The 24,545-nt window shown below is 45.7% G+C and carries 20 protein-coding genes; 9 read left to right on the top strand and 11 right to left on the bottom strand.

Annotation, left to right across the window (positions count from 1 at the left end):
- Positions 1–985 precede the first annotated feature (985 nt).
- On the bottom strand, positions 986–2,680 hold the full coding sequence (locus ACQCVH_RS10810) for a M14 family metallopeptidase (protein WP_426835667.1): 1,695 nt from the start codon (positions 2,678–2,680) through the stop codon (positions 986–988).
- A 190-nt stretch (positions 2,681–2,870) separates the two neighbouring features.
- On the opposite strand from ACQCVH_RS10810, the gene ACQCVH_RS10815 reads away from it, so the two are divergent.
- The 3 genes from ACQCVH_RS10815 (at position 2,871) to ACQCVH_RS10825 (ending at position 6,387) form a co-directional block, all read left to right on the top strand.
- A complete protein-coding gene (locus tag ACQCVH_RS10815; protein WP_426835668.1) occupies positions 2,871–3,533 on the top strand; it encodes a hypothetical protein in 663 nt (220 codons plus the stop codon).
- Between the two features lie 15 nt (positions 3,534–3,548).
- Positions 3,549–4,769, top strand: coding sequence for an efflux RND transporter periplasmic adaptor subunit (locus tag ACQCVH_RS10820; RefSeq protein ID WP_426835669.1), 1,221 nt, complete (start codon positions 3,549–3,551; stop codon positions 4,767–4,769).
- A gap of 622 nt (positions 4,770–5,391) precedes the next feature.
- On the top strand, positions 5,392–6,387 hold the full coding sequence (locus ACQCVH_RS10825; protein ID WP_426835670.1) for a C40 family peptidase: 996 nt from the start codon (positions 5,392–5,394) through the stop codon (positions 6,385–6,387).
- A 150-nt stretch (positions 6,388–6,537) separates the two neighbouring features.
- Here the strand turns inward: ACQCVH_RS10825 and ACQCVH_RS10830 are convergent, their stop codons facing one another.
- Together ACQCVH_RS10830 and ACQCVH_RS10835 are read right to left on the bottom strand one after the other, a co-directional pair.
- Positions 6,538–7,461: an S-layer homology domain-containing protein gene (locus ACQCVH_RS10830; protein ID WP_426835671.1), complete on the bottom strand. Its 924-nt coding sequence runs from the start codon at positions 7,459–7,461 to the stop codon at positions 6,538–6,540.
- 178 nt (positions 7,462–7,639) lie between these two features.
- A complete protein-coding gene (locus ACQCVH_RS10835; protein WP_426835672.1) occupies positions 7,640–8,698 on the bottom strand; it encodes an S-layer homology domain-containing protein in 1,059 nt (352 codons plus the stop codon).
- A 199-nt stretch (positions 8,699–8,897) separates the two neighbouring features.
- Between ACQCVH_RS10835 and ACQCVH_RS10840 the strand changes: the two genes are divergently transcribed.
- The 3 genes from ACQCVH_RS10840 to ACQCVH_RS10850 all read left to right on the top strand — a co-directional run bounded on the left by ACQCVH_RS10840 (position 8,898) and on the right by ACQCVH_RS10850 (position 12,489).
- Entirely contained in the window at positions 8,898–9,920 is a 1,023-nt protein-coding gene (locus ACQCVH_RS10840; protein ID WP_426835673.1) for a C40 family peptidase, read from the top strand.
- A gap of 267 nt (positions 9,921–10,187) precedes the next feature.
- Entirely contained in the window at positions 10,188–11,126 is a 939-nt protein-coding gene (locus ACQCVH_RS10845; protein WP_426835674.1) for an LCP family glycopolymer transferase, read from the top strand.
- 175 nt (positions 11,127–11,301) lie between these two features.
- Positions 11,302–12,489: an S-layer homology domain-containing protein gene (locus ACQCVH_RS10850; RefSeq protein WP_426835675.1), complete on the top strand. Its 1,188-nt coding sequence runs from the start codon at positions 11,302–11,304 to the stop codon at positions 12,487–12,489.
- A gap of 53 nt (positions 12,490–12,542) precedes the next feature.
- Here ACQCVH_RS10850 and ACQCVH_RS10855 read toward each other — a convergent pair whose 3' ends face one another.
- Positions 12,543–13,676 carry a M20 family metallopeptidase gene (locus tag ACQCVH_RS10855; RefSeq protein WP_426835676.1) on the bottom strand — a complete coding sequence of 378 codons (1,134 nt, stop codon included), beginning with the start codon at positions 13,674–13,676 and terminating at the stop codon, positions 12,543–12,545.
- A gap of 179 nt (positions 13,677–13,855) precedes the next feature.
- Between ACQCVH_RS10855 and ACQCVH_RS10860 the strand changes: the two genes are divergently transcribed.
- A complete protein-coding gene (locus ACQCVH_RS10860; RefSeq protein WP_426835677.1) occupies positions 13,856–14,323 on the top strand; it encodes a hypothetical protein in 468 nt (155 codons plus the stop codon).
- Positions 14,324–14,347: 24 nt separating this feature from the next.
- Here the strand turns inward: ACQCVH_RS10860 and ACQCVH_RS10865 are convergent, their stop codons facing one another.
- The gene (locus tag ACQCVH_RS10865; protein WP_426835678.1) at positions 14,348–16,240 is read right to left on the bottom strand and encodes an alpha/beta fold hydrolase; all 1,893 of its coding nucleotides are present in this window, start codon (positions 16,238–16,240) and stop codon (positions 14,348–14,350) included.
- Positions 16,241–16,513: 273 nt separating this feature from the next.
- Here ACQCVH_RS10865 and ACQCVH_RS10870 point away from each other — a divergent pair, with 273 nt between their 5' ends.
- The gene (locus ACQCVH_RS10870) at positions 16,514–17,002 is read left to right on the top strand and encodes a sigma-70 family RNA polymerase sigma factor (protein ID WP_426835679.1); all 489 of its coding nucleotides are present in this window, start codon (positions 16,514–16,516) and stop codon (positions 17,000–17,002) included.
- 213 nt (positions 17,003–17,215) lie between these two features.
- On the opposite strand, the gene ACQCVH_RS10875 is transcribed toward ACQCVH_RS10870, so the two are convergent.
- The 6 genes from ACQCVH_RS10875 to ACQCVH_RS10900 all read right to left on the bottom strand — a co-directional run bounded on the left by ACQCVH_RS10875 (position 17,216) and on the right by ACQCVH_RS10900 (position 23,144).
- Complete coding sequence (locus ACQCVH_RS10875; protein WP_426835680.1) at positions 17,216–17,947, bottom strand: glycerophosphodiester phosphodiesterase; 732 nt, start codon at positions 17,945–17,947, stop codon at positions 17,216–17,218.
- Between the two features lie 93 nt (positions 17,948–18,040).
- Entirely contained in the window at positions 18,041–19,405 is a 1,365-nt protein-coding gene (locus ACQCVH_RS10880) for an ABC transporter substrate-binding protein (protein WP_426835681.1), read from the bottom strand.
- Between the two features lie 74 nt (positions 19,406–19,479).
- Entirely contained in the window at positions 19,480–20,292 is an 813-nt protein-coding gene (locus ACQCVH_RS10885) for a carbohydrate ABC transporter permease (RefSeq protein ID WP_426835832.1), read from the bottom strand.
- Positions 20,293–20,294: 2 nt separating this feature from the next.
- Positions 20,295–21,236, bottom strand: a complete 942-nt coding sequence (locus ACQCVH_RS10890) for a carbohydrate ABC transporter permease (protein ID WP_426835682.1) — start codon at positions 21,234–21,236, stop codon at positions 20,295–20,297.
- Positions 21,233–22,366 (bottom strand): ABC transporter ATP-binding protein, encoded by a 1,134-nt coding sequence (locus ACQCVH_RS10895; protein WP_094768615.1) that lies wholly within the window; start codon positions 22,364–22,366, stop codon positions 21,233–21,235. The genes ACQCVH_RS10890 and ACQCVH_RS10895 overlap by 4 nt, the downstream gene beginning before the upstream one ends.
- Before the next feature lie 28 nt (positions 22,367–22,394).
- A complete protein-coding gene (locus tag ACQCVH_RS10900; protein ID WP_426835683.1) occupies positions 22,395–23,144 on the bottom strand; it encodes an MgtC/SapB family protein in 750 nt (249 codons plus the stop codon).
- A 279-nt stretch (positions 23,145–23,423) separates the two neighbouring features.
- Here ACQCVH_RS10900 and ACQCVH_RS10905 point away from each other — a divergent pair, with 279 nt between their 5' ends.
- Positions 23,424–24,299 (top strand): glycerophosphodiester phosphodiesterase, encoded by an 876-nt coding sequence (locus tag ACQCVH_RS10905; protein WP_426835684.1) that lies wholly within the window; start codon positions 23,424–23,426, stop codon positions 24,297–24,299.
- Positions 24,300–24,545 lie beyond the last annotated feature (246 nt).

Raw genomic sequence — 24,545 nt, forward strand, 5'->3', positions numbered from 1 at the left:
GTGAATCGCAATGAAGATGTTGGTATTTATGTATGTAACCTCTCATTGCTGACAAACTTATACTAACATGTGATTCTATGAGAATAACAGCGGTTAATAATGGTAACCGTGGAAGCATTACTCAAAATACCCTGACTATAATAGTATAAACATGAATTTAAAGGTATTTTTTTAATATTTTGTTCCTACTGCACCATAAATTTCCAATGGCATTAAAACCTTTATGTTCCTCATTTGGTTAAGAGTTTAGTAGGTATTTGAAATAATTTGTCAAAAGCTGGCTGGAAATAAAAAATGATTATTTTTTCCTGTATTTCTGGAGAAGTGCCCTTTATTGGGGTTTTTCTTACAAATGACAGGGCATATGCCTTATTTTGTGAAAAATCACTACTGGAAGTTTTTATAGTAGTAATTAAGGGAAAATATCAATAGTTGTCGAAATAGTATGATAATTATTTACGAACAGCGGCTGGCTTATACCCCGCCCAAAGGATACTCTCTTCCGATCAGCCGATTGCTTATTATCCTTATATAACAAAAAAGGAGCTGCTCTCGGGTGAGAGCAACTCCTAAGACACAAGGTTATCTATATATAGATATAGATTTCCTCGGTTGGTACTATTATTTTACTTTGTAAAGGAGAGAAAAAATACATGAAATTTTTGGGATTGACTCTATGAGGAAATGCAGGAGTATAAATTTTACAATTCATCTTACTTTTTGGGTATAATAAGTACAAGGACGATATTCCTTAATTTTAACCACCCTTTTTCCAGTAGTGGATAACGATTCAAATTCATCAAGTTATTTACAGTAATTCCATATAATACAGAGTGATAGAAACCGCCGGATGCGGGTATACTAATAGTGCGATAAGATTTCGGTTGGTAAACCAGCCGCTTTGCTCCTTGGTGGTTCGAGGAGCTTTTTTTATGCCAAAAATGCTGAAAGCACCCCTTCCATAAAGGATGGGGTGCTTTTTCTCTTAAATTGGCTCGTCCGCCAATAATAAAGGTATGGTCCGGTTTTGCTTCCAGATCTGGCTGAAGTTCTTTAATGGAACAGGCTTGTTTCCGACATATGGAGAAATTTCCGGAGTGAATCCCGGTTTCTTCTGTGACTGGATAAACCAGTCTGTATACCCGCCGCCGCTGGGATTCCTCATTGCCGGCACCAGTGAGTAGCCGGTTTTGCTGGAAATCTTCTTTGCAAGGGCAGCATCTCTTTTATACGCAGAGTACCCCTGATGGAAATGCCAGTAAAGAATTTCTCCTGATGAATGGTAAGCTGCCGCTGCCTTGAAGTCATGTGCCAGCGTGAAATCATAAAGTGCTTTGGCTTCAGGCTCGCTCAATGGTTTCTTTCCTTTATAGTTTTGCGGCCCTGGCTTTCCGGGATCGCAGCAGATATTGGCCCAATCTGCAGGATACTGACGATTGAGATCAACGCCTCTGATATTTGCTTTCCATGCTTTAAAGTCTTTGCTGTTTTTATTCAGCTTTAAGACATAAGACGGGTTTTTGGCACTTTTATAGCCCTTCTGTACAAGCGTCACGCCATCAGGATTGACCATCGGCACAAACCAGAGAGATGTCTTGTCCAGGGTGCTTCTTACGTTATAGCCTTCAATAGACTGGTTCTGCTGGTAGGCATAAGCATACTGATCGATCATTTCCATCAGAAGATTGGTGGTCATATGCTCCCTCGCATGGTGGGATCCATTGACAAATACTTCTTCCTTCCCTTTTCCAAGCTTTAAAGCATAGATCCTCCTGCCATCGACCGAGCGCCCGATTTCCACAAGATTTGTATAATCAGGATACCAGGTAGTAAGCTCTTTAAAATCATGGAGCATCGTTTCATATGTATAGTTCTGTACATGGGGATCCACGTAATTGCCGGTATACAGGGAAACATCTGCCTTTTTTATATAAGCTCTTCTTCCAGCTGCTTCTACAACATAATAACTTCTGTGCTCTGCCACGATTGGCAGCTTGATGCCGGCCTCTATCCGGCCATACACGGCAAGCTTATGATTTGATGAATATAGAAGTTCGGATGTATTAACGGTAATGATTCTTGTTCGATTCGGTTTGGTTCCGGTCTCTGTACCGCCCGGCAGCCTGGCTCCATTTGCATTCTTAGTATCAGTTTTTAATATATAACCAGTAAAATAGCCGAATTGGATGGTATAGTAATTCCCTTCCTCGCCCTTTATGGAAAATACCTGCCCCTTAAGGATCCTTGCTCTTTTTACATATTTCCCATTTTCCTCCAAAAACACAGGGGCATCAGTGACCGCCACGCCGGAGCTTGGGACCGCTGGCACATTTTCTTCTGCACCATCTTCCTCTGGAAGGGCAGGCGTCTCCACAGATCCCTCATCTGGTGATTCTTGCCCGGGCTCTTCCTCCGCCAGGTTTGTGAACTCTTTAAGGATATACCCCCTTAGGCCGTCCCAGTCAACAAAAACCTTATCCCCCTCGACCGATAATAGCGGAAAGGCCTGGCCCTCAGCAGCTTCTGCCAAAGCTTCCTCCCCGGTTCCTTCGTCATAATAGTGGAACTGCGCATCAGCAGTGAGGATGATGTATTCTGTTGTCTCCTCTGCCTTTGCAGGTCCGCTGCCCATTGCCAGCAGCAAAACGAGTCCGCAGATCCATGCTGTCCATCTTTTCATACATTCTCCTCCTCTCATCCTATCATTGTAGAATGAATAATGAGCCATTTCTATAAGAATATCGAAATTTCGCAAAAAGGGTCGAGAGGCTCATAGGTCTGACTAGTAATCGGGGCTTTATTTAAGTTAAAATAAGGAAGGATGGAAAAGGATTTACAATTTATAAGTGGAAAGTGGAGGATTTCAATTCATGTTCTATCAAGTACGGCTGCTAAGAGGACTGCGCCATCCTAAAATAACATTCTATCAATTGAACCAGGCAGAGGGTATCGCGCGATTCTGGCCGAAGTTTCTCCTGCTGGTTCTTGCAAGTACTGTTATCCATGCTTTATTTGCCCATTTCGGCGTGGGCAATGAGATATTGTCAAAAGAAATAGACGAGCTGCCGCCAAGCGAGTTTGAAGCCAAAAAAGCCTTGTTTGCTGCAGGGAAGCTGATTTGGGGGATGTTGTACCCTTTCCTCTACCTGTTCTTCACTTCACTCGTTTTATGGACATTAACAGATGTGCCTTTTAAGAAAATCACTGCGCTGCAGTGCATGGTCCTTGTCATTCTTCTTGCTGAAAAGCTGATTTTCCTGCCCTTTGCCGTCCAGATGGGCCTTCCGGAAGAATCTTCTCCTTTCTCGCTTGGAGTGGCTGCCCAATACATAACTTCTGCAGACCTGCTTGTGTATTTCCTTGGTGAGATCACACTGTTCGGAATTGCGGCCATGGTGTTTCAATATTACGGCCTTAAGGCACTGTCGCCAAGGCGGCCGGCCATCATACTTATATCGGTCATCGGCCTGCATCTATTTTTATGGCTGGTGTCTGCCCTGATATCCTACATTCAATTTGAAAAGCTTCTATAAATAAGGCGGTGTGTAATGATGAAAAAATGGCAGCTTGTCCTGCTATGCTCAGCTATTGTGCTGTTCCTTGCCGGCAATTTTTATTTGCTGCTGAAAAAGGACAGCCAGGCAGCAAGCTCTGAATATATTAAGAACTGGATTACTGTAAAGCAGGAGGATTTTGCCCGGACTATCAGTACGGAAGGGGTAGTCAAACCGGTATCTGAAGAGTATGTGTTCTTTGATGAAGATTCTGGTTCATTCAATCAGTTCTTAGTGAAAAAAGGGGACCAGGTCCAGGCAGGGTCACCATTGTATGAATATACCCCATATGATATCGGCAGAGAGCGGGAGAGCCTTGAAGCCCAGAGGGATGAACTTGAGTCAAAAGCTGACAGCCTGGAAGAGCACATTCGCGAACTTACATCCTATCAGTCAACCTTGAATACAAGCAGCCCGATTGGCAGAGAAGATAACTCATCCTCACCTGACCAGACTGCATACCATTCCATCGAGCAGGATGTACTTGATAAAGAGCTTCAGCTTGATTTCATTGAGGATGAGATTGACAGGCTGAACACTCTTATTGCCGGTTTGGGGACTGATATGGAACAGCTCACTGCAGTAAGCCCGGCGGAAGGAATCATAAAGGAAGTCAAGCAGACGCTTGATAATCCGGTTGTCACAATCAGTTCGAGCCAGCCTGCCGTTTATGGAGCGGCGGCTGAAACGGAAATCGATCAAATTGAACAGGGAATGAAGGCTTTTGTTGAAACAAGCCAGCATAAAAAGAAGCTGGAGGGCACAGTCGGAACCGTACAGGCCTTTCCAGATGAAGAAGCCTCCATTGATAAAGAAAGCCTTTACCCGTTTACAGTGGTATTAAGCGATGAAAATGATCTGAATACTGGCGTGCACGCAATGGTTACGGTGGTAACAAAAGAATCACTTGATGCTTTAGGGGTTCCTTCGAAAAGCGTGAAAACGAAAAAAGATGCGAAATATATCTGGGTCCTTAACGGCGAAGGGCGGATTGAAAAACGCGAAACCGATACCGGCCTTAAAGTCGGAAAAAGGACGGAGATTATAAAAGGGGCTGAGAAAGGCGAGAAAGCAGCAGCCAATCCCGATTTCGGAATCCAGGATAATGCTCCTTTCTTCACACCGCTGAAAAGCAGCCGCCAGTCTGCGAAAGAACTGCGTGCAATAGAGGGACGCGAAAAAATTAAATATCTGCTCATAGGCAGCATCCGGTAAACATATTCCGAATCAAAAACAGGCACCCAGTGGATGCCTGTTTTTTTATGGTTTACCGATAAAGCTCTTCGACTTCTTTATAGCTTGGCTTATAGCTTTGCAACAATTTCACGGAATTTTGCAGGAAGGCAGCTCCATGGCCCGGCTCAGCAAGAGCGGCTGGTTTATTGGCATCCATTTCAGCGGATGTTTCTGCTGCTGCCCCGGCCTGTTCTTTAATTCACTCTTTAGCTCCGCTTGCCGGGAAAGTATCTGCGACCAGTTTCTCGGCATGCTGTTTCACTTCAGCATTTTTGGCAAAATAAGCATTACCATACCACATATTCTGTTTAAACTTGCCCCGGATGGAGACAAGCCAAGAATTCCGCCACTGTTATTTCCAAGAATACCATCTTTTTCCCCAGTGAAATTTGAGAATCGCTATGATAATTCTCCTATATTATTTTCCGTTCATAAATATCAGACATAATTGATAGACTAAAGGCATCATAAATTCCTATAAAAAGGAAAAAAACTATTCTTTATGCTCTCGTGCTAATTTGTTACATAACTGTAAAATAGCAAAATTCGACCTTATGGTATATTTGTCTTAAATATATTAGGGGGAAAAGGAGAACTTCAGATGATAAAAAGGAAATTAATGGCGTTTTTCACTGTCTTTTTATGCATTTTATCGTTAGGCCAGCCGAAAGCAGACGCATCCAGTGCCATCAATTACAACCAGCTTATCCCTTTATCGAAGCTATACATAGGCATCCCATATCAATTTGGCGGGACATCCGCTGTCGGGTTTGACTGCTCCGGATATGTGCAATTCATTTACAAAAAACTTGGGATCAATATTCCGAGGACTACTGCAGATCAGTTTAAGTATGGTAAAGCAGTAGAAAAGAAAGATTTGCGGGTCGGGGACCTGGTGTTTTTTGAAACCTACCAGCCAGGGGCATCCCATGTAGGAATATATTTGGGGAATGAACAGTTCATCAATGCATCCACCTCTAAAGGTGTAGTCATTTCTAATATAAATGACCCTTACTATTGGGGTCCAAGATACGTCGGGGCTAAGCGTGTACTGGACTACCAGGCTCCGCTTGGTTCATTTAAAGACATCCCGTCTTCATTCTGGGCCCAGGATCAAATTTCCACGCTCAACAAAGAAGAAATCATTCTGGGATATGAAGGCAGCCAATTCATGCCTAACCTGGAGATGACCAGAGCGGAGGTGGCAGCTCTCCTTGCAGAGGTATTCAGCCTCAATCAGGCAGACCGTGCTGTCAAATTCAATGATGTCGGCAAAGATTACTGGGCGCTCGGCGCCATCAATGCCGTTCAAAAGGCCGGCATCATCAAAGGGGACGCGTCAGGCAATTTCCGTCCTGAGGAAACCTTATCAAGAGAACATCTGGCCATTATTTTCTCCAGGGCTTTCAAACTTGCGCCAGCCGCTGGCAGCAAGTCATTCAAGGATATTCCTCAAGGCTATTATGCAGAAGAGGAAATCCAGCGGCTTGCCGCATCAGGGATTACCACGGGCAAAGAGGACGGCTCTTTTGCTCCTAAAGAACTTGTCAACCGCACACAATTTGCCGTATTCCTCCTCAGGGGAATGCAAAAATAAACGAATGCCTCTGCCCTTTGGCGGAGGCTTTTTATATTGTTTCCCCTTCGCTTCATGCAATAAACCTCTTGCGTATACCCATTGCTGCAAAATGCCAAAAGACCCCCAGGCAAAGAAAAGCCAGGGCATCACCCTGGCTTTTTCCTTCTATCAGCGATATTTATATTCATACATAAACAGGATTTCCAGATATTTATCTTCAAGAGATTCCTTCGTTTTAATTTCAGAAGGCTTGAATTCCACTGTCACATTCTTTGTCGCACCAGGCGCCAAGCTGATTCCATATTTAATCGGATAAGGATTTTCCTTCGTATAAGCATGCTCTGCTGCCAGTTCTCCATCCGCATATAATGAGAATCTAGCAGAAATATCGGAAACTGTATACTTGGTATTATTATAGATGGTTACCTTAGCCTCCAGGTTCCCCTTGCTGTTGTATGAAGCATCCTCAGCTACGGCATGGAATCCCGGCCTGAATTTCGGGTCCATGATCCTGGCCAGGAATACCGCAAATTCAGTCCTGGTCAAGCTCTTGGATGGCTTGAAATAGCCATTGCTTCCAGTCGTGATATTATAGTTGGCCAAAGCCTGGACATTCTTATAGAACCAGTCGCTTGTCTTTACATCCTTAAACGGCACAGTGAATACCGGCTCAATCATAAAGGACTCTGCCAATACTTTCGCCATCTGTGCCCTCGTGATATTTTTTTCGGGGTTGAAATAATTCCCTTTATTAAAGATACCTGCTTCTACGCATGCAGCAATCTCCTTGTAGGCAGGATGGTCCGCCGGCACATCCTTGAACCCTGGATCCGGCGAGTTCGAACCATCCAGCTCCAGTGTGCGGGAAAGCATGACAGCCACATGCATCCTCTTAACCGGATCATTGATGCCAAATTTTCCATTCGTATATCCTTTAATGATCTGGCTGCCTGCAAGGTAATGGATTTCCTTGCTTGCCCAATAGCTCCCGGGAACATCCTTGAAGCTGGCAGCCTGTGCTTTTCCTACAGGGCTCAGAAGGGTGCCCAGTGCCACAAAAAGCAGCAAAACACTCAAATAGACCTTTTTCATGAAAAAACTCCTCTCTCTATCTAATACTATGTAAGTATAAACAAGAAAACATATACATAATAGGAACTATTTTCCTGTTTTTTATCTAAAAGAAGAATTTCTTAATTCTAAGCTAGTGTCTTGCCGGGGCATAAGATGTGCGGGAAAACCAAAAATAAAGCAGCCGTAATCGGCTGCTTTAGTAAAGCTCTTCTTCATCAAAATAAGGAATGAAATTATAAATCTTCCATTTTCCGGATGCTTGATCCTTTTTCAGTTTATAAGCGCCATCCATTTTCATGGTGAAATCAAAGTTGAATTCGTCGCTCTTATAAATGAACTTGCCTGACATTCCAGTCTGCTCAACAGTAATAAAACGGTCAGAAGCCTGAATCACCTCAAGATTCAGCTTTTCATCATCTATCTGGATTTCCAGCTCATCCCCCTCTTCCATTGGGAATGCTGCTGAGCCTGCTTCCACGCCGGATACTTTGTAATAGCCGGTGCCGTTCTTTTTATACAGCTCAGCCAGCTTCATAAAATCATTATTCTCCACCAGCTGATTCTCCTGCAGAATATGTTCTTTCAAGAATGCCGTAATTTCTTCTTCAGCAGGAAGATTGGACTGCTCCTGTTTCAGTGCCCGGTGAATCATCACCATAGCCTGGGCCCTTGTCGCAAAGCTGCGCGGTTTGAAGATGGTGTCATATCCTTTTACAATTCCATTGGCAGCCGCCTTGCCGACAAACTCATAAGCCCAGTAGCCGGGATTTACATCTGTAAAAGCCTGAGCTGCTGTATTAGGAAATTCAACTGTATTTTCAAATGCCAGAACAATCATTTTAGTCATCTGGTCACGGGTAATATTGTCATTAGGGCCGAATGTGCCGTCTTCTTTTCCTGAAATGATGCCCAGCGCGCTTGCCGTGCGTACATAATCATAATACCAATCCTTCACAGCTACATCAGAAAAGCTTTTTCCTGTTCCGCTGCTTGATAGGCCGAGGCTATTGACCAGTATTTTAACAAACTGCGCCCGGGTGATCTTATTTTCCGGATTCACATACATATAAAGATCTTCATCCACATAGCCATCAATGATATCGGCATTGATGAAATCATCGACTTCCTCATACGCCCAATAGTCTTCATCGATATCCATCGGAAGATAGTGGTCAATTGTTTTCTCAGCTGCACTTGCGCTGCTGAATGGAACAAGCACCATTGTAAGCATCATCATTATCTTTAATAGCTTCAAGTTCGTCCCTCTTTCTTTTATAAAAAATATAATCCCAAATGATCATATAAAATTACGGGTTTTTTATCTATCTGTAAAAAATGGAAAAACATTTTCTGTCTGGGAATAAAATCTTTCTTTTTAAAAAAATGGTAGCGGCGGCATGCCGGCCGGGTTACTATGAATATAGCAGTCTAAAGAAAAGGATGGGATAAAAAAAATGAGAAGAGACAGCCTTGCAATCATGATGATCGGCATACTTTTCCTGTTCTCGGCCAGCCTTCCGATGAAAACAGCGGAGGCCGCAGCAGAGAATTGCTTAACCTTGGACAAAAAAGCAAAAACATATATCAATGTATCTGCAGCCACACTCTGGAAAAGTCCCGGCATCAGCAGAAAGCTGGACAGGCCCTCTTTAACGGCACCAGCTGATCTTGAAGCCTGGACTTCAAACATGAAGACCGTCAGCAGCCGGATTTGGCTGACAGGCAAAACCGAGACACAGGCACTGTACGGGCAGGAAGTCAAAATCCTGCAGACAAAGGGCAGCTGGATCCAGGCGGCTGTGACAGATCAAGCCACCAGCAAAAATAAAAACGGCTATTTCGGCTGGATGCCCAAATCCCAGACTGCATCACATGCCTACGATGCCAGCGCCTGCCCTAAAGCAGTTGTAAAATCCAAAACCGCCGATCTTCATTACTTGAACAACCGCAGCAAAAAGTATATGGAGGTCAGCTATAATACTTCCATGCCAGTCCTGAAAACGGAAAAAGACTGGATCCTTGTCCAGACTCCCCTTCAGCCTAAATGGATGAAGAAAGCAGATGTGGACATATACAATCCCGGAGAGCAGCCAAAAAAGCCTGAAGGCAAGGATCTCGTATCTTCAGCCAAAAACTTTCTGGGGCTTCCTTACCTCTGGGCCGGCACCTCCGGATATGGGTTCGACTGCTCGGGATTGACATACTCGATATATAAACAGCATGGAATCCTCCTCCCAAGGGATGCATCCGAACAATTTAAACAAGGATCCTTTGTTTTAAAGTCAAAGCTTCAGCCAGGAGACCTGATATTTTTCGGATATAATGGCGGAAAAGGGAAGATTCACCATGTTGCCATGTATGCCGGGAATGGCAGCATGATCCATTCTCCAAAGGCAGGCAGGAATGTTGAAATCATTCCGCTCAGCACCCCTTCCTACAGCAGGGAGTACGCAGGTGCAAGAAGATATATAGACTAAGCAAGGAGCCGCTTCTATCAGGCGGTTTTTTGTTTTCATCGGGAAATTAGAGGTATAGATTAAAATGTACCTATGCAGCCATCCTGGTAAATGCCTCTTTTTTACTTAAAAAGTGGTTGGACCACAAGAGAATATACCCGGAGCTCCCAGTGAATTACCTATATTCACAGTGTGTTTTCTGTTATCTTTAAATATGGAGCTTTCCTCGTTTACAGGCTCCTGTGATTCAAGCCTAATAATCTTGCATTTCCAATTGGAGGAACTTCAATGGACAAAGAAAAAAAGGCGGCCAAACCAAAAAAACGGCTTTGGCTGCGAGTATTGCTGATTATAGTTTTGCTTCTGGCTGCAGGAGCAGGAGTTTACGGTTTTATGGTCTATAAATCACTGTCTAGTGCAGTGGACACCATGCATGCCCCTATCAAGAGGGAGAAATCCGAGAAGCGCGAGGAAACGATCACGCTTGAAAAAAGGGATCCTTTCTCTGTTCTGATGCTCGGAGTCGATGAAAGGGAAGGCGATAAAGGCCGGTCTGATACGATGATTGTCCTGACGGTAAACCCGGAAAACAACTCAGTGAAAATGCTGAGCATCCCCCGCGACACCCGCACCGAGATCATCGGGCACGGCACAGTCGATAAAATCAACCATGCTTACGCTTTTGGCGGAGAGGAAATGTCGATTGCTACTGTCGAAGACTTTTTGGACATCCCGATCGATTATTACGTTAAAATTAATATGCAGGGTTTTAAAGATATTGTGGATGCTGTTGGAGGTATAACGGTCACCAATGATAAAGATTTCACCCAGGACGGTCATCACTTCCCGCTTGGCAGCCAGAAGCTGGATGGGAATAAAGCCCTTTCCTATGTAAGGATGCGCAAGCAGGATGCCGACGGCGACTTTGGACGCCAGGAAAGACAGCGGCAGATCATTCAGGGTGTCATCAATAAAGGCGCAAGTTTCAGCTCCCTTGCCAGGTTTGACAACATATTCGATGCCATCGGCAAAAATGTCAGGACCAATCTGACCTTCAGTGAAATGGCTGACATCCAAAAGCACTATAAAGATACGAGAAAAAATATTGACCAGCTGTCCATTTCAGGCAATGGCCAGTATATCGGCGATTATTGGTATCTGATTGTATCAGACGAAGAACAGCAGCGTGTCCAGGATGAAATGAGAACACATCTGGGCCTGCAATAATCTAATTTCTCCGCGGCATAGCCGCATCGGGCTGTTTGAAAAGATTTCAAACAGCCTTTTTATTCTCCTTCAACAATGCCTCTATAGAAAATCACAAAAAATTTATCAACTTTTTCCGTTTATAGCATAGTTTAGTAGAGAAAAATAATATAAGAGATATTAAGGGGGAATTCTGTTGAAGAAAATAGGGCTTCTTGCTTTTTCTATATTTATGTGTTCACTGCTGCTATTGCCCGGAGCAGGACAAGCGCGCGATGCCGCCATGGTATTGAAGGATATAAAAGGGCACTGGGCTGCATCCTATATGGATCATGGCTTTGGAATGGGCATCCTGAATGGATATGAAGACAATACATTCAAGCCAAACAAACAGGTCACAACTGCACAGTTTCTTAAAATGATTACGCTGGCGAAGGGACTGGAGGCTCCAGCAGACATAGAGGTCCCTTATACAGATGTACATAAATCAGACTGGTATTATCCTTATGCAGCGGCTGCCTTCCACTATAAACTGCTGCCTCCTGGCACCTCCCGCCTGCAGCCGAATAAGCCGGCCACTAGAGAAGAAATGGCATACATGGCAGCTGGAGCCCTTGGCCTTGAAGCCAGCGGGAAAATTCGTTTTACAGACAGCAGGAAAATGAAGCATCCCGGCTATGTGGAAGCCGCAGCAGAAGCAGGCCTCATTAAAGGCTATCCTGATGGCACCTATAAACCTGAAGCGTTGCTGACCCGGGCACAGGCAGCGAAGGTGGTTTCCCTCGCCAAAACGTATAAAGATGAGAAGGAAATGTTTAAAATGCTTACGGTGGACACTGCAGCCGCCTTCTACGAGATCATGAGTGACCGCAGACCCGGCGAGCCATTCTCTTCCTACAGAAGTGACTTAAAGCCTTATTTCACGGGAGATTTTATCGAACAGTCTATCCTCCCTTATTATCAAAACTCCTATGGGACAGATTGGATGCTGATTCCAAATATCAGCTACGGAGAAGTCAATATAAGGTTTTCCGTAAAGAAGCCCTCGGAAAACCTTGCCATCGTTGAAACCTTCCGCGCAACGACCGATATGACACAGGGAGGCATTTACAAAGTGACCTTCAAAAAAACGGACAGCAGGTGGCGTTTCCATTCTGACAGCCTCGAAAAAGCCAACCTGCAGCTGTCCCGGGAAGAGCTGGAAAAGTACACAGAATATTATTATTCTATGCAATACAGGAATGCAGAAGCAAAATTTCAAAAAGAAGGAAAAGACAGATTCGGCGATTATGTCCAGTTTTACATCACGGGGAAAGACCTTGCTGAAGAAGCAAGGGTTTATAAGCAGGATGCATATATCAACACCTTTTTTGAGCATTATTAAAAACCGGGAGGAGACATCCCGGTTTTTTCATTGCCTGCACAAGGCAGCATATATTATTCTGAAAGCCGCTGGATCGTCTTCGCCAGAAGCAGCGTTCTTTCCGTAAGCGTCGGAACTTCTACATATTCATTTTCGCTGTGGGCATTACCGCCTACAGGCCCGAGCCCGTCCACTGTCGCAACGCCGTTCGCAGATGTAAAGCTTGCGTCCGAGCCGCCGCCTGTCGCTGTATCTGAAACCTCAAGGCCGATTTCCTTGCCGACCTCCTGGATGACATGCAGGAGCGATTCGTTCTGCTCATTCTTCTCCATAGGCGGGCGGCTAATCCTGCCCTTGACCTCCACCCTCGTGCCAGGCACGTCGGTGTGTGAGCAGATTTCCTCAATTTTTTCCTGCAGGAATCTCGCCTGCTCCATATCGGTAATGCGGATGTCCACATGGGCAACCGCGCTTGGCGATACTGTGTTGACGGCCGAGCCGCCTTCGATCAGCCCGACATTGACGCTGATCCCCTTTTCATGATCGTTCAGCTCGTGAAGCTGGATGATCTTATGGGCCAGCTCCTCGATTGCGCTCCGCCCCTTCTCAGGCTCAATCCCCGAGTGGGCAGCCCGCCCTTTGACGATCACCTTGTATCTGCCGCCTCCCCTCCTTGAGGAGACAAGCGACCCATCCTTCCTCGCCGGCTCCATGATCAGGGCATATTCCTTGCCTGCCGCCTGCTCGATGATCAGCTTCTTGGATGCAGGCGAGCCGATCTCCTCATCTGTGTTCAGTACAATCAGGACATTTTCATATCCTTTTGTCCCGCTCGCAATCAATGCCTTCAAGGCGTATAAAAGCTCTGCCTGGCTGGATTTCATATCTGCCACACCCGGCCCCAGCGCCCTCGTCCCCTCAATCCGGAACGGCCTTTTCGCTGCTGTCCCATCAGGGAATACCGTGTCCATATGGGCAACAAGGATGATCTTCGGGTCAATGGCATTTTTGTGCCTGATGATCAGATTATTGCCATACTTCTCCTGTTCGTGGACCTGAACCAGGAACCCGAGCTTTTCATACTCCTCCCTCAGGATAGAGCCTACTCTATCTACCCCCTCTTTATTGTGGGAGCCGCTGTCGATATTGACGAGCCTCTCGATCAGCTCCAGCATCTCCCCTTGTCTGCTTCGTATAAAAACCTCCACTTTTTACCCCTCCAAAAAATTGAGCCGCAATTAAGCACTTTTGTTATGTATCGATTATACCTTACTATTTTGTTTATGTTTCACAATTGTAGAATGTTAACAGGATAAATTTGTCCGGTGATATTTTTCCTCACTGGCGAATATCTTTTTATAACTTGTCTAAAAGGAGGCCTGGCGCAATGAAAAAACGAAGCAAATTCCCTCTTAAGCTCATCGTGATTCTCATTGCCTGTGCAGCCCTCTTTTTCCTGATCCGGCTCTTCCTGCCTTCCGCTGAAAAGAGGGCCGTCAGCACGGTGGATGAGTTTTATACACATGAGCAGAAAGGCGACTTTTCGGCGTCCTGGGAGCTTTTCCATCCGGACATGAAAAAGAAGTTTGACAAAGGCCCCTATATCCAGGACCGGGCCCATGTCTTTTTGAATCATTTTGGGGTCAATACCTTCTCCTATGAGCTTGGGAAAGCCGAGAAGCTTGAGGGCTGGAGGATGGCTGATGGCGGAGAAGCCTTTACGAAGGTTTATAAAGTCACTGTCTACCAGACTTACAAAGGGAAGTACGGGAATTTTGAATTAGTGCAGGATGTGTTTGCGGCGGAGATAGAGGATGGCTGGCGGATTCTTTGGGATTATAAGCAGAAGCCCTGATCCAAAGGGAATCAGGGCATTCATTTATTTATTCGCAAGTCTGTAAAGCATGGTAACCAGATGGGCGCGGGACATGGCCGCTTCCGGTTTGAAGGAAGAGAATGTCTTTGGGTAGTTTCCGCCTTTATCACTATATCCATTGACCACTCCTTCATCATATAGCCATTGTACAGCTTCTTTTTCTGATAATTCCTTCCCTGCATAGCTTTTAGCCAGCAGGACCGCTGCTTTTCCTCTTGATAGTGCAGCATTGGGCTTCCCATCAACAGGGAGATCATATTTCCCCGCCAGAGAATAGATTGATTCCAGGGATTCATCCTTGAACTCAGAACCCAGCTGTTGCCTGAGGAACACTTTTAAATACTGGCTTTCTTTTATTGGCTGGTAGGGTTTCAGCAGCTTCTCCTTCTGGTAGCCCTGAATGATCCCTTCACCGATTGCCCATTGAAATGCTTCAGACCAATATTGGTTTTCTTTATAATCTTTATACTCGGCCAAATCCGCTCCAAGCTTCCCAGTCTTGATCCACTGAGCCACATCTGAAATAAAGCTTTGCGGCACATTGCCCGGCGTCAAATATTCCGTTGCGCCGTCCGGGATGCCCCCATAATTGCCCAGCATATGGAACATGTCCGGATAGAGCTTATAATCGACATCTTCCCTGTGCGCCAGCGCCTTTTTCCATTCATCAAGCTCAGAGGCCGGCACCTGGATATCCTTGCCGCCCTGAAGCAATAGCATCGGAACATCCTGCTTTTCTGCCAGCTCTGTTGGCTCGTAATCGCGGAGGTCGAACCACCAGTAAGGATTCTGAAGCTTAAAGGAAGCCGGGATATTGTCCTTGCTATAGGCAGGATTGTTTAGAATCGCGAACTGCTCCTGATAGAGTGCGAGATTGGCTTTCACTGCCTGCAGCTGCTCAGCCGGGGCATTCATTTTTTCTGCACGCTTTACCGCTTCCTCCATCTGCCATAAAAGCAGGCCCTGGAACTTGCCTGCCGGTCCTGCCACCCCGATGGCCCCTTTGATGTTATCTTGTTTGTCATTCTCAAGAATGAGCGGGAGAGCAAAGCCGCCCTGGCTGTGGCCCAGAACGAATATCTGATCGTGATCAATTTCCTTTTCTGCTAAAAGCCGCTCAACGGCAAGGTTCGCGTCCTCCACTGTCTCTTCCTGGATGGAGAAGCCAGGGGTCAAGCTTGATTTAAGCGGATGGACCCTTGTCCTTTTATCATAGCGGAGCACAGCAATCCCCTCATTGGCAAGGCCGACGGCAATATCGCGGAATGGCTTGTAGGAATAGGCCTTTTCATCCCGGTCATTGCTTCCTGATCCATGAACAAGGACAACCGCCGGGAATGGGCCCTCCCCCTTCGGTACCGTCAGCACGCCTGGAAGCGCAAATTCACCTTCCCCAATGACCATCTGCTTTTCCGAATAATTTTCAGGGTGGTGATAATCCGGTTCTGTAAAAGAAACTCCCGGCATAACAGGATCAAAGAAGAATTCATCTATACGTCCTTCCCCGTTCATTCTTAAGATCAGCTCGTATGCACCGTTTTCAGCTGTCATCATAAAAATCGCCTTCTTATGTACTCCGTCTTCCTCGAGCCTCTTAAACTCTGATTTCTGGACCTTTCCCAGCGGAGCTGTCAGCCCTGACCAGAAATAAGGCAGAAGCTCCTTAGTGACATATTTCTGCAGCTGGCTGCTCAGCATCGGATAAGCCTCTTCCCACTTTTCCGCCCCTGCGTGCCTGACAAACTCAGCCGCAGCTTTCTCATAATCAGCCTGTGCCTGCTGCTCCTGTGCCTGGACTGTCTTCACCATTCCCGGAAAGCCGGCTGCCAGGCCGCTGATGCCAAGGCTCCCTGCCAGCACCAGCTTCCCGGCAGATTTCAGCATGTTATTTTCCATTGTATTCCCCTCCTAAACTGTTTTTCTATCTCTTATACGAATGAGAGGGGGTTAAAGTTCAAACTTTTTTAATTTTTGTGAAATTAGTAGATTTTGTGCTTTATATTACTTCCCGCACCTATTTTTCTTCAATTTCCTAAGAAAATTTTCAAATCCGAACAATTTTTTAATGGAAAACGAAATTTTCCCTGATTCGCACACAATTTATTTCCCAGCTATCCTGAACTTACCCGGGAATACCTGGCAGGCGCGCCGCCCGATAGGAAAGTTCTCATGGAAAACTTTAAAATGCTTGCAGAACAATACCAGCCAATGATCCGGAAGATCATCCGCACACTATCCATCTATAAAAATGAAGATGAATTCCTGCAGATCGGCCTGATTGCCCTTTGGGAGGCACATGAAAATTTCCAGCCGGAAAAAGGCGAGTTCACCAATTTTGCCTACACCACCATCAAAGGCAAGTTCCTGACAGAAATGACCCGCACCAATAGAGAAGAAGAACAGAAGGTTTATGCTAAGGAAGAATTCTGGGAAACGATCGAGGATGCTCATTCTGAAGTGCCGTTCGAAAAAAAACTGATTCTTTCATACTGCGGGAGGCTGACAGAAAATCAGACAAAATGGGTGCTGTACACGGTGCTGGATGACCTGACCGTCCCGGAAATTGCTGCAAGGGAAAAGGTTTCTTTATCTGCCGTCAAAGCATGGCGCAAAGGTGCTAAGGAGAGACTGAAAGGAAGCCTGCAAAACTTTGGTTGAACTGTAACCTTTCTGTAACCACTTTTAACCACTATATTACTACTTCTTAGATTGGGAAGTGTATTGTAGAGCTATAGCAAGCTTGATCATCGTTTTACCCCAAATTTGAAGCCCGGCAAGCTGACTGGCACCAGCACGCCCGGCTCTTTTTTTTGGTGATGGTGACAGGCACCACAAACAAAAAACAGCTGCCAATAACAGCAGCTGTCTCATTTATCGCGAATCCCGGACCTGCATTGCCTTTTCCGGATAATCTGTCATGATGGTGTCCACCCCGAGGTCAATCAGCTCACGCATCTGTTCTTCTTTATTGATCGTAAACACGCGGATAGGAAACTCATTCCGTTCCGCTTCCCTGCTTGCCTCCGCATATGCAACTGGCGCATAGACATGCAGTGCTGATGCACCGATTCCTGCAGCATACTTCCATGGCTCATACAGCACCTCCATGAACAGGATGGCCGTTTCGATTTCAGGATTCAGCTGATGAACTCTCTGGAGGCTGTAATGATTAAAGGATGAAATGATCGCATTGGATTTATAATCATATTTCTCAAGCGCCTCAAGCACCTTTTCCTCGATGCCCTCATACGGAATCACATCGCTCTTGATTTCCACGTTCAGCTTGATCCCCGTTCCCTGCAGCAGCTCGAGCACCTCGCCAAGAACAGGAATCCTCACTCCGGCAAACTCTTCCCTAAACCAAGTACCGGCATCCAGCTTATTGATTTCTTCAAGGGTCATATCCCTGACATGACCCTTGCCATCTGTCGTCCTGTCGACCTTCTCATCATGGATGACAATCAGCTCGCCGTCCCTGGAAAGATGGACATCCAGCTCAATGCCGTCGACTCCAAGCCTCACAGCTTCTTCAAAGGCAGCTATCGTATTTTCCGGATGTGTGCCCTTGCTGCCGCGGTGGGCGTAGATTTTAGTGTGTTTCATTCTATGCACCTCATTTCACTCAAATTAAAAAGGGCAGCCCCTCTATTATTTATAGCATACCCGCCATAAACATAGGGCGCTGCCCCTGCCGTTTTATTTCTTTGTTTTATTTGCGATTTCGATTGCCCTGTCTGTTCCTTCTGCCGCCTGATCAAGTGCTTCCTGCGGGGCTGTGCCCTGATATAGATTTTCAAGCGCTGTTACTACCTGCTGGCGTGATTCCGGGAATACTGAAATCAGTGCACCTTGTGTCGCTACAGATGGTTTTGTCTGCTGGAGCTGATCGACTGTCACCTTGAACTGTGGATACTTTTCCCATTCCTGTTTAACAATATCTTCCTCATATGCTGCCGGGTTGATTGCAAAATAGCCTGTTCCAATATGCCATTTCGCCTGTGCTTCAGGTGAAGCCAGGTATTTCATGAATTCCCAGCCTGCTTCCTGCTGCTTTTCAGCAATGCCTTTAGACATCCAGAGAGACGCTCCGCCAATCGCAACACCTTGTCTTTCAACTTCATCCGGATATGGGATGAAGGCTACCCCTACATCGAATGGGGAATTGTTGATGGCTGCGGAGACGCCTGCAGAGGAATCCATATACATGGCCACTTTTCCTGTCTGGAAAGCAGCGCGGATATCATCCCAGTTTGTGCCGTAATTGCCGAATGTGCCGGCCTTATTCATTTCATCCAGGAAGTTGAAGACCCTCAAGCCCTCTTCTCCATTGAACACAGACTTTGTCGCATCGCCCGCGCGGCCATTCTCTTCATTTACATAAAGCCCGCCCTGTGTTGCAATCAGCTGTTCAAAGAACCAGCCGTAAGTTAGCATCGAGAATCCGTAGCGCTCTCCTTTTTTGGTCAGCTTTTCCGCTGCTGCCTTCACTTCATTAAAGGTTTCAGGCGCTTTTTCAGGATCAAGGCCTGCTTCTTTAAAAGCATCCTTGTTGTAAATCATTACCGGTGTTGAAGAGTTGAACGGCATGGAATACAGCTTATCGTCCACCGTGTAATAATTGAGGATGTTTTCCTCCAGCTGTGAGACATCATAGTTATCTTTATCAATGAATGTCTGCATCGGCTCAATAAATCCGCTGTCAATCATATACTTCGTCCCTACTTCAAAAACCTGTGTAATCGCTGGTGCATCTTTAGTGCCGCCGACACTGCGGAGCTTTGTGAGCAGCTCCTCATAAGAGCCCTGGAATTCAGCTTTCACTGAATACTTATCCTGGGAGCTGTTAAAGTCTGCGACGATGCTGTCCAATGTTTCCTGTCCTGCACCTGACATGGCATGCCAGAAGGTGATTTCTGTCTTGCCGTCCTCAGTCTCTCCTCCGGAGCCGCTGCCGCTGCTGCTTCCTTCTCCAGAAGAGCTTTCATTGTTCGAGCACGCTGACATAAGCAGCAAACTGAAAATCGCTGTAAACATAAAGAACCACTTTAACCCTTTTTTCATTCCTGCACCCCTCTTTTTCATATTATATATGGCTGCCGGATAAGCCTGCTGTGCATGCCGCCGGCAGTAAAACACTATTTCAGCGCTCCCTGGGTCAGCCCTTTCTGAAGCTGCTTCTGCCCCAGGAACAAGAGCATCAATGTTGGGATGATGACGACAATGACACCGGCCATGACGACTCCCCATTCTGTTGCCACTTCCTGCGATTGGAGCTGCTTGAGCCCGATCTGGACCGTCCTTACCTGGTCATTGGTCGTCACGAGAAGCGGCCATAGATACATATTCCAGGTTGTCAGAAATCCATAGGCCCCGAGAGTGACAAGGCTGGTTTTGGAAACCGGCAGGATGACCCTCCAGAAGAAGGCAAATCTGCTGAGCCCTGCAACCTGTGAAGCCTCATGGAGCTCCTTCGGGATAGTTTTAAAATGCTGCCGCAGCAGAAAAGTACCAAATGCCAGTGCAAAGAACGGCATGGTCATCCCCTGGTAAGTATTAATCCAATCAAGCTTCTGAATCGTAAAGAAGTTCGGGATCATGGTCGCTTCCCAAGGGATCATCATGGTTGAAATAAATAGGAAAAAAATAAAATCTCTTCCTTTGAAAGGAATGAACACAAACGCATATGCCGCCATGCTGCAGACCACCAGCTGGCCAAGCATGACACTGAATGACACGATAAAACTATTAATCAGATATTTCATGAGCGGCAGCCGCTCAAACACTTTTACATAATTGTCAAAATGAAAGGCCTTCGGAAAGAATTTACCCTGCATGATCTCTCCGCCAGTCATGAAAGAGATCATGAATGCGTAAAGGACTGGGAAAAACAGCAGAAAGGCCGCCAGAACCAGCAGGATATACAGTAATATTTTTCTCGGCATACTCATGCTCATTGATAATGCACCTTCTTTTCCCCCAGCTTGAATTGCAGGATGGTCACAATCAGGATGCATATGAACAGGAAGACTGCCTGTGCACTTGCTGTCCCGAATTGATAGTTGATGAACGCTTCCCTGTAGATGGAATACACAATCAGATTGGTCGCCTGCGATGGCCCGCCTTTTGTTAAAATATCAACCTGCCCGAACGTCTGGAAAGCATTAATCAGCGAGATGGTGATGATAAAGAACAAAGTCGGCGACAGCATTGGTATCGTAATCCTGCGAAGCTGATACCAGTAGCCAGCCCCATCAATCTTTGCACTCTTGTATAAATATTCGTCGATATTCTGGAGGCCTCCCAAAAGGATGAGAAAAGAAAATCCTGTATTCAGCCAAATGGTCGAGATGGCCACGGAAATCAAAGCCCAATCCGGATCCAAAAGCCACTGCACCTGCGGCAGATGAAGCACGCTTAAGAGGCGGTTGAACATACCGACGCTCGGATGGAACAGGAAAAGCCATACCACTGATGACGCCGCTACCGATATCCCCATCGTCGATGAATAGATCGTCCGGAAAAAACCGATGCCCCGCAGCTTCTCGTTTGCAATCAAAGCCAGGAATAGAGAGATGATGATCCCGGCCGGAACCGTGTATAACACAAACAGAATTGTAGCTTTCACACTATTTCGGAATGCCTCGGACTCCAGCAGATAAGCATAGTTCTCCATCCCGACAAAAAGGGACGCCGCCCCGTGCTGGTCTGTTAAAAAGAAGCTTAAATAAATCGTCCGGAACATCGGATAAAAAATAAAGACTGAAAACAGCAGAATGGAAGGAAAAAGATATAAAAGGGCAGTACGCGCATTCAGGGACCGTTTCCATAAGCCTGGCTTCAATCCTCTTGCTGATGCTTGCCTAACAGGATTGCTGCTGATTTCCGACTTCATAGCAGCACCTCTTTTTCAATCACATGGTTCTCAATATCTGTTGGTGTTTTGATAATCTGCTTTGTCTCATAATCAAAAAAACAAAGTGAGTCATAGCTGATTGCAATCGGCACAATATCGCCAACCTGGATCCGCCACTGGCCGTTCCACTTGGCCAGCCATTCACTTCCCCCCAATTTAAAGGAGAAGATTGTTTCATTGCCCAGCACTTCAACATTGATGACTTCCACCTGTACTTTTTCTTCTGCAGGTGTTTCCTTTGAAGCGGCCTTCAAGTGCTCGGGGCGGACGCCGACAATGACACGATCCCCTGCCAGGAGTCCGCGGTCTGCTGCCGGTACATTTATCGCTGCATCTTCTCCGAGAGCGACGGCTGCCCCTGTCCCTGATACTCTGCCTTCTGCGATATTCATTGGCGGAGAACCGATAAAGGTTGCCACAAAGGGATTTGCGGGATTATTATAAATATCAATTGGCTTTCCGATCTGCTGGATCTTCCCATCATGGAGGATCATAATGCGGTCCCCCATCGTCATAGCCTCAACCTGGTCGTGTGTGACATAAATCATGGTGATTCCAAGACGCCGCTGGATCTGCCTGATTTCAGAACGCATATGGGCTCTAAGCTTCGCGTCCAGATTGGAAAGCGGCTCATCCATCAGGCAAATCGGGGCCTGGTTGACGATCGCCCTTGCCAGTGCCACCCTCTGGCGCTGCCCTCCGGAAAGCTCTCTCGGCTTCCGTTTCAGGTATTCCGATAAACCAAGCATAGCTGCCACATCTTCACACCGTTTTTTCCGCTCAGTCTTTGGCACCTTTTTAACATGCAGACCAAAAATAATATTCTCTTCCACCGAAAGATGCGGATACAGGGCATAGTTCTGGAAAACCATCGAGATATCCCGTTTGCTTGGCGGCAGCAGATTCGCTTCCTTCCCGCCAATTTCCAGTACGCCTCCCGTGATTTCCTCAAGCCCGGCAATCATACGGAGCATCGTACTTTTCCCGCATCCGGACGGCCCGACAAGCACAAAGAATTCTCCAGGCTCAATTGTGACATTGATATTGGTGATCACATCCGTCTTTTTATCATAAGACTTCGATACATCAATCAATTCGACTTTTTTCATCTTTCCATTCCTTTCTTGATGCTCTTAGTTAAACGCTTACATTTTTATCCTGCTTGCGAAAATCTTCTGTCAGCGGACTATGATCCAGCTGGACCTGCTTTACCCCCTCAAGACTGCATAGTTTTTCATATAATGAAAGAATATTTTTCCGGGAAGATATTTTGATTCTGATATCAAGGGATATATAGCCCTCCTCCAGGAAGTAATATTCGTCTGCCATTGTGATCGCTTCAATGAAGGCGCTCTCATTTTTAAGTACCTTATTCAGCTTCCCAAGCACCTTTGCTTCTTCCGAAACAGTCAATGTAAAGACAAAGAACTTGTATGGAGTCAGGAACTTAAACTCCAGGCTTCTCAGCACAAATACATTCAAAAGTACAATGCCTGTGGTTATGTAGGCAGGAAGGTAGAAGCCGCTTCCAACACTGAGCCCGATTGCCGCGACCACCCACAGAGTCGCCGCCGTTGTAATGCCGGAAACACTATTATTGGAGTGCTTCAAAATGGCTCCTGCCCCAAGGAATCCTATTCCGCTGATAACACCATGAGCCAGCCTCGCTGGGTCAAACCGGGCATTAACATGGTCGATCGTTTCATTGAAACCGTAAATGGATAGAATCATCATTAAAGCAGAGCCGACAGAAACGAGAAGATGGGTCTTAAATCCAGCCTGCTTGTTTCTTAAATCTCTTTCCCAGCCTATCAGGCCCCCGAGAAGAGCAGCCAGAAACAGCCTTTCAATAATGGTTAAAGACGATATGGTTATCGTTATAGTCATCCCTCCTTCCCCATCCAAATAAAAAGAGGCCACAAATATGCTTAGATAAAATCCCCTAAGCAAACTATGTGAGCCTCCAGCATCTCCATCACAAAATATTAACTTAGTAATATCTTACATTTATAAACAAATAATTGTCAAACTATTTTTTATATTAAGTTAATTCCTATAAATCCCATGGGTTTATTTTACACAAATTTGCCGTTATGCTATAAAAAGAAGAAAACCGTTTATACTGGCTATATTCAATGAGGATTTTTTTAAAGCAGGTGACAGTTCATGCCAATAAAGTTTGTAATCATATTTATACTCCTCTTTTCCATAGCTGGATGCTCCTCATCAAAGGGAAACTTCACTGCTCCCTCAGACAGCTTTATTGTCATCGGCCACCGCGGTGCCTCGGCCTATGCCCCGGAGCATACGATTGCTTCCTATGAAATGGCCGCGCAGCTTGGAGCAGATTATATTGAAATCGACCTGCAGATGACGAAGGACGGCAAGCTTGCCGCCATGCATGACCAAACAGTTGACCGTACGACGGATAAGTCAGGTGCCGTCCGGTCCTTTACATTGGAGGAGCTGCAGCAGCTTGATGCTGGTTCCTGGTTCAACCGCGAGCATCCCGGCTATGCCGACCCGGCATACAGCCGCCTGAAGGTCCCTTCTTTGGAGGATATCTTTCAGCATTTCGGAAGCAATGTGAACTATTATATTGAAACTAAGTCTCCTGATTTATATCCCGGAATGGAGGAAGAACTTTTAAGGCTATTGCATGATTATGGCCTGATAGGCAGCAAAAAGGAAACTGCCCGTGTAATCATCCAATCTTTCAGCAGCAAAAGCCTGAAAAGGATTCACCGGGAAGAACCTGGCATCCCTCTTATCCAGCTGATTTCCTACAAAGAACAGGCTGTGCTGACAGACGATGATATCAAAAGGTGGCAGAAGTACGCAGCCGGCATCGGCCCGAATTATAATATGATTGATGAAGAGTATGTAAAGAAGGCGCGGAAAAACGGACTGCTTGTACACCCCTATACGATTAATAAGCAGAATGAAATGAAAGAAGGTGTCGCTTGGGGAATAACTGGAGCGTTCACAGACTTCTCGGATACGTTGACAGAGGTTATTAGTAATCACAATGGCAAAGAATAATCTGTATAAACCTAAAAAAACTTCCCGGCCGGGAAGTTTTTTATATTTTCTTTTCGACATACCCTTATTGCTTTTATCCACTAATCTCCGTAATTTTGGATACTCTCCGGCAATCAGACAAATATTTCTCAGGAAATAAGAAAATAGTCCGTGAATAGAGTCGTTTCTTGTCAATATTTCTTTTGTTTCATTTACAATAAATGGCGGTATAAAGATAATAAGAATTTAGGGAAATATTATAGAGAA

It is taken from the genome of Bacillus infantis, assembly GCF_050107595.1.
GTDB classification, from domain to species: Bacteria; Bacillota; Bacilli; order Bacillales; family Cytobacillaceae; genus Bacillus_AB; species Bacillus_AB infantis_C.

Bases quoted from the DNA above. Each gene is read 5' to 3' on its own strand.
- ACQCVH_RS10880 (WP_426835681.1), bottom strand. From the start codon at position 19,405: ATGAAAAAAGGGTTAAAGTGGTTCTTTATGTTTACAGCGATTTTCAGT.
- ACQCVH_RS10875 (WP_426835680.1), bottom strand. From the start codon at position 17,947: ATGAAACACACTAAAATCTACGCCCACCGCGGCAGCAAGGGCACACAT.
- ACQCVH_RS10865 (WP_426835678.1), bottom strand. From the start codon at position 16,240: ATGGAAAATAACATGCTGAAATCTGCCGGGAAGCTGGTGCTGGCAGGG.
- ACQCVH_RS10825 (WP_426835670.1), top strand. From the start codon at position 5,392: ATGATAAAAAGGAAATTAATGGCGTTTTTCACTGTCTTTTTATGCATT.
- ACQCVH_RS10830 (WP_426835671.1), bottom strand. From the start codon at position 7,461: ATGAAAAAGGTCTATTTGAGTGTTTTGCTGCTTTTTGTGGCACTGGGC.
- ACQCVH_RS10890 (WP_426835682.1), bottom strand. From the start codon at position 21,236: ATGAAGTCGGAAATCAGCAGCAATCCTGTTAGGCAAGCATCAGCAAGA.
- ACQCVH_RS10900 (WP_426835683.1), bottom strand. From the start codon at position 23,144: ATGACTATAACGATAACCATATCGTCTTTAACCATTATTGAAAGGCTG.
- ACQCVH_RS10815 (WP_426835668.1), top strand. From the start codon at position 2,871: ATGTTCTATCAAGTACGGCTGCTAAGAGGACTGCGCCATCCTAAAATA.
- ACQCVH_RS10845 (WP_426835674.1), top strand. From the start codon at position 10,188: ATGGACAAAGAAAAAAAGGCGGCCAAACCAAAAAAACGGCTTTGGCTG.
- ACQCVH_RS10885 (WP_426835832.1), bottom strand. From the start codon at position 20,292: ATGAGTATGCCGAGAAAAATATTACTGTATATCCTGCTGGTTCTGGCG.
- ACQCVH_RS10840 (WP_426835673.1), top strand. From the start codon at position 8,898: ATGAGAAGAGACAGCCTTGCAATCATGATGATCGGCATACTTTTCCTG.
- ACQCVH_RS10870 (WP_426835679.1), top strand. From the start codon at position 16,514: ATGGAAAACTTTAAAATGCTTGCAGAACAATACCAGCCAATGATCCGG.
- ACQCVH_RS10820 (WP_426835669.1), top strand. From the start codon at position 3,549: ATGATGAAAAAATGGCAGCTTGTCCTGCTATGCTCAGCTATTGTGCTG.
- ACQCVH_RS10810 (WP_426835667.1), bottom strand. From the start codon at position 2,680: ATGAAAAGATGGACAGCATGGATCTGCGGACTCGTTTTGCTGCTGGCA.
- ACQCVH_RS10895 (WP_094768615.1), bottom strand. From the start codon at position 22,366: ATGAAAAAAGTCGAATTGATTGATGTATCGAAGTCTTATGATAAAAAG.
- ACQCVH_RS10905 (WP_426835684.1), top strand. From the start codon at position 23,424: ATGCCAATAAAGTTTGTAATCATATTTATACTCCTCTTTTCCATAGCT.
- ACQCVH_RS10860 (WP_426835677.1), top strand. From the start codon at position 13,856: ATGAAAAAACGAAGCAAATTCCCTCTTAAGCTCATCGTGATTCTCATT.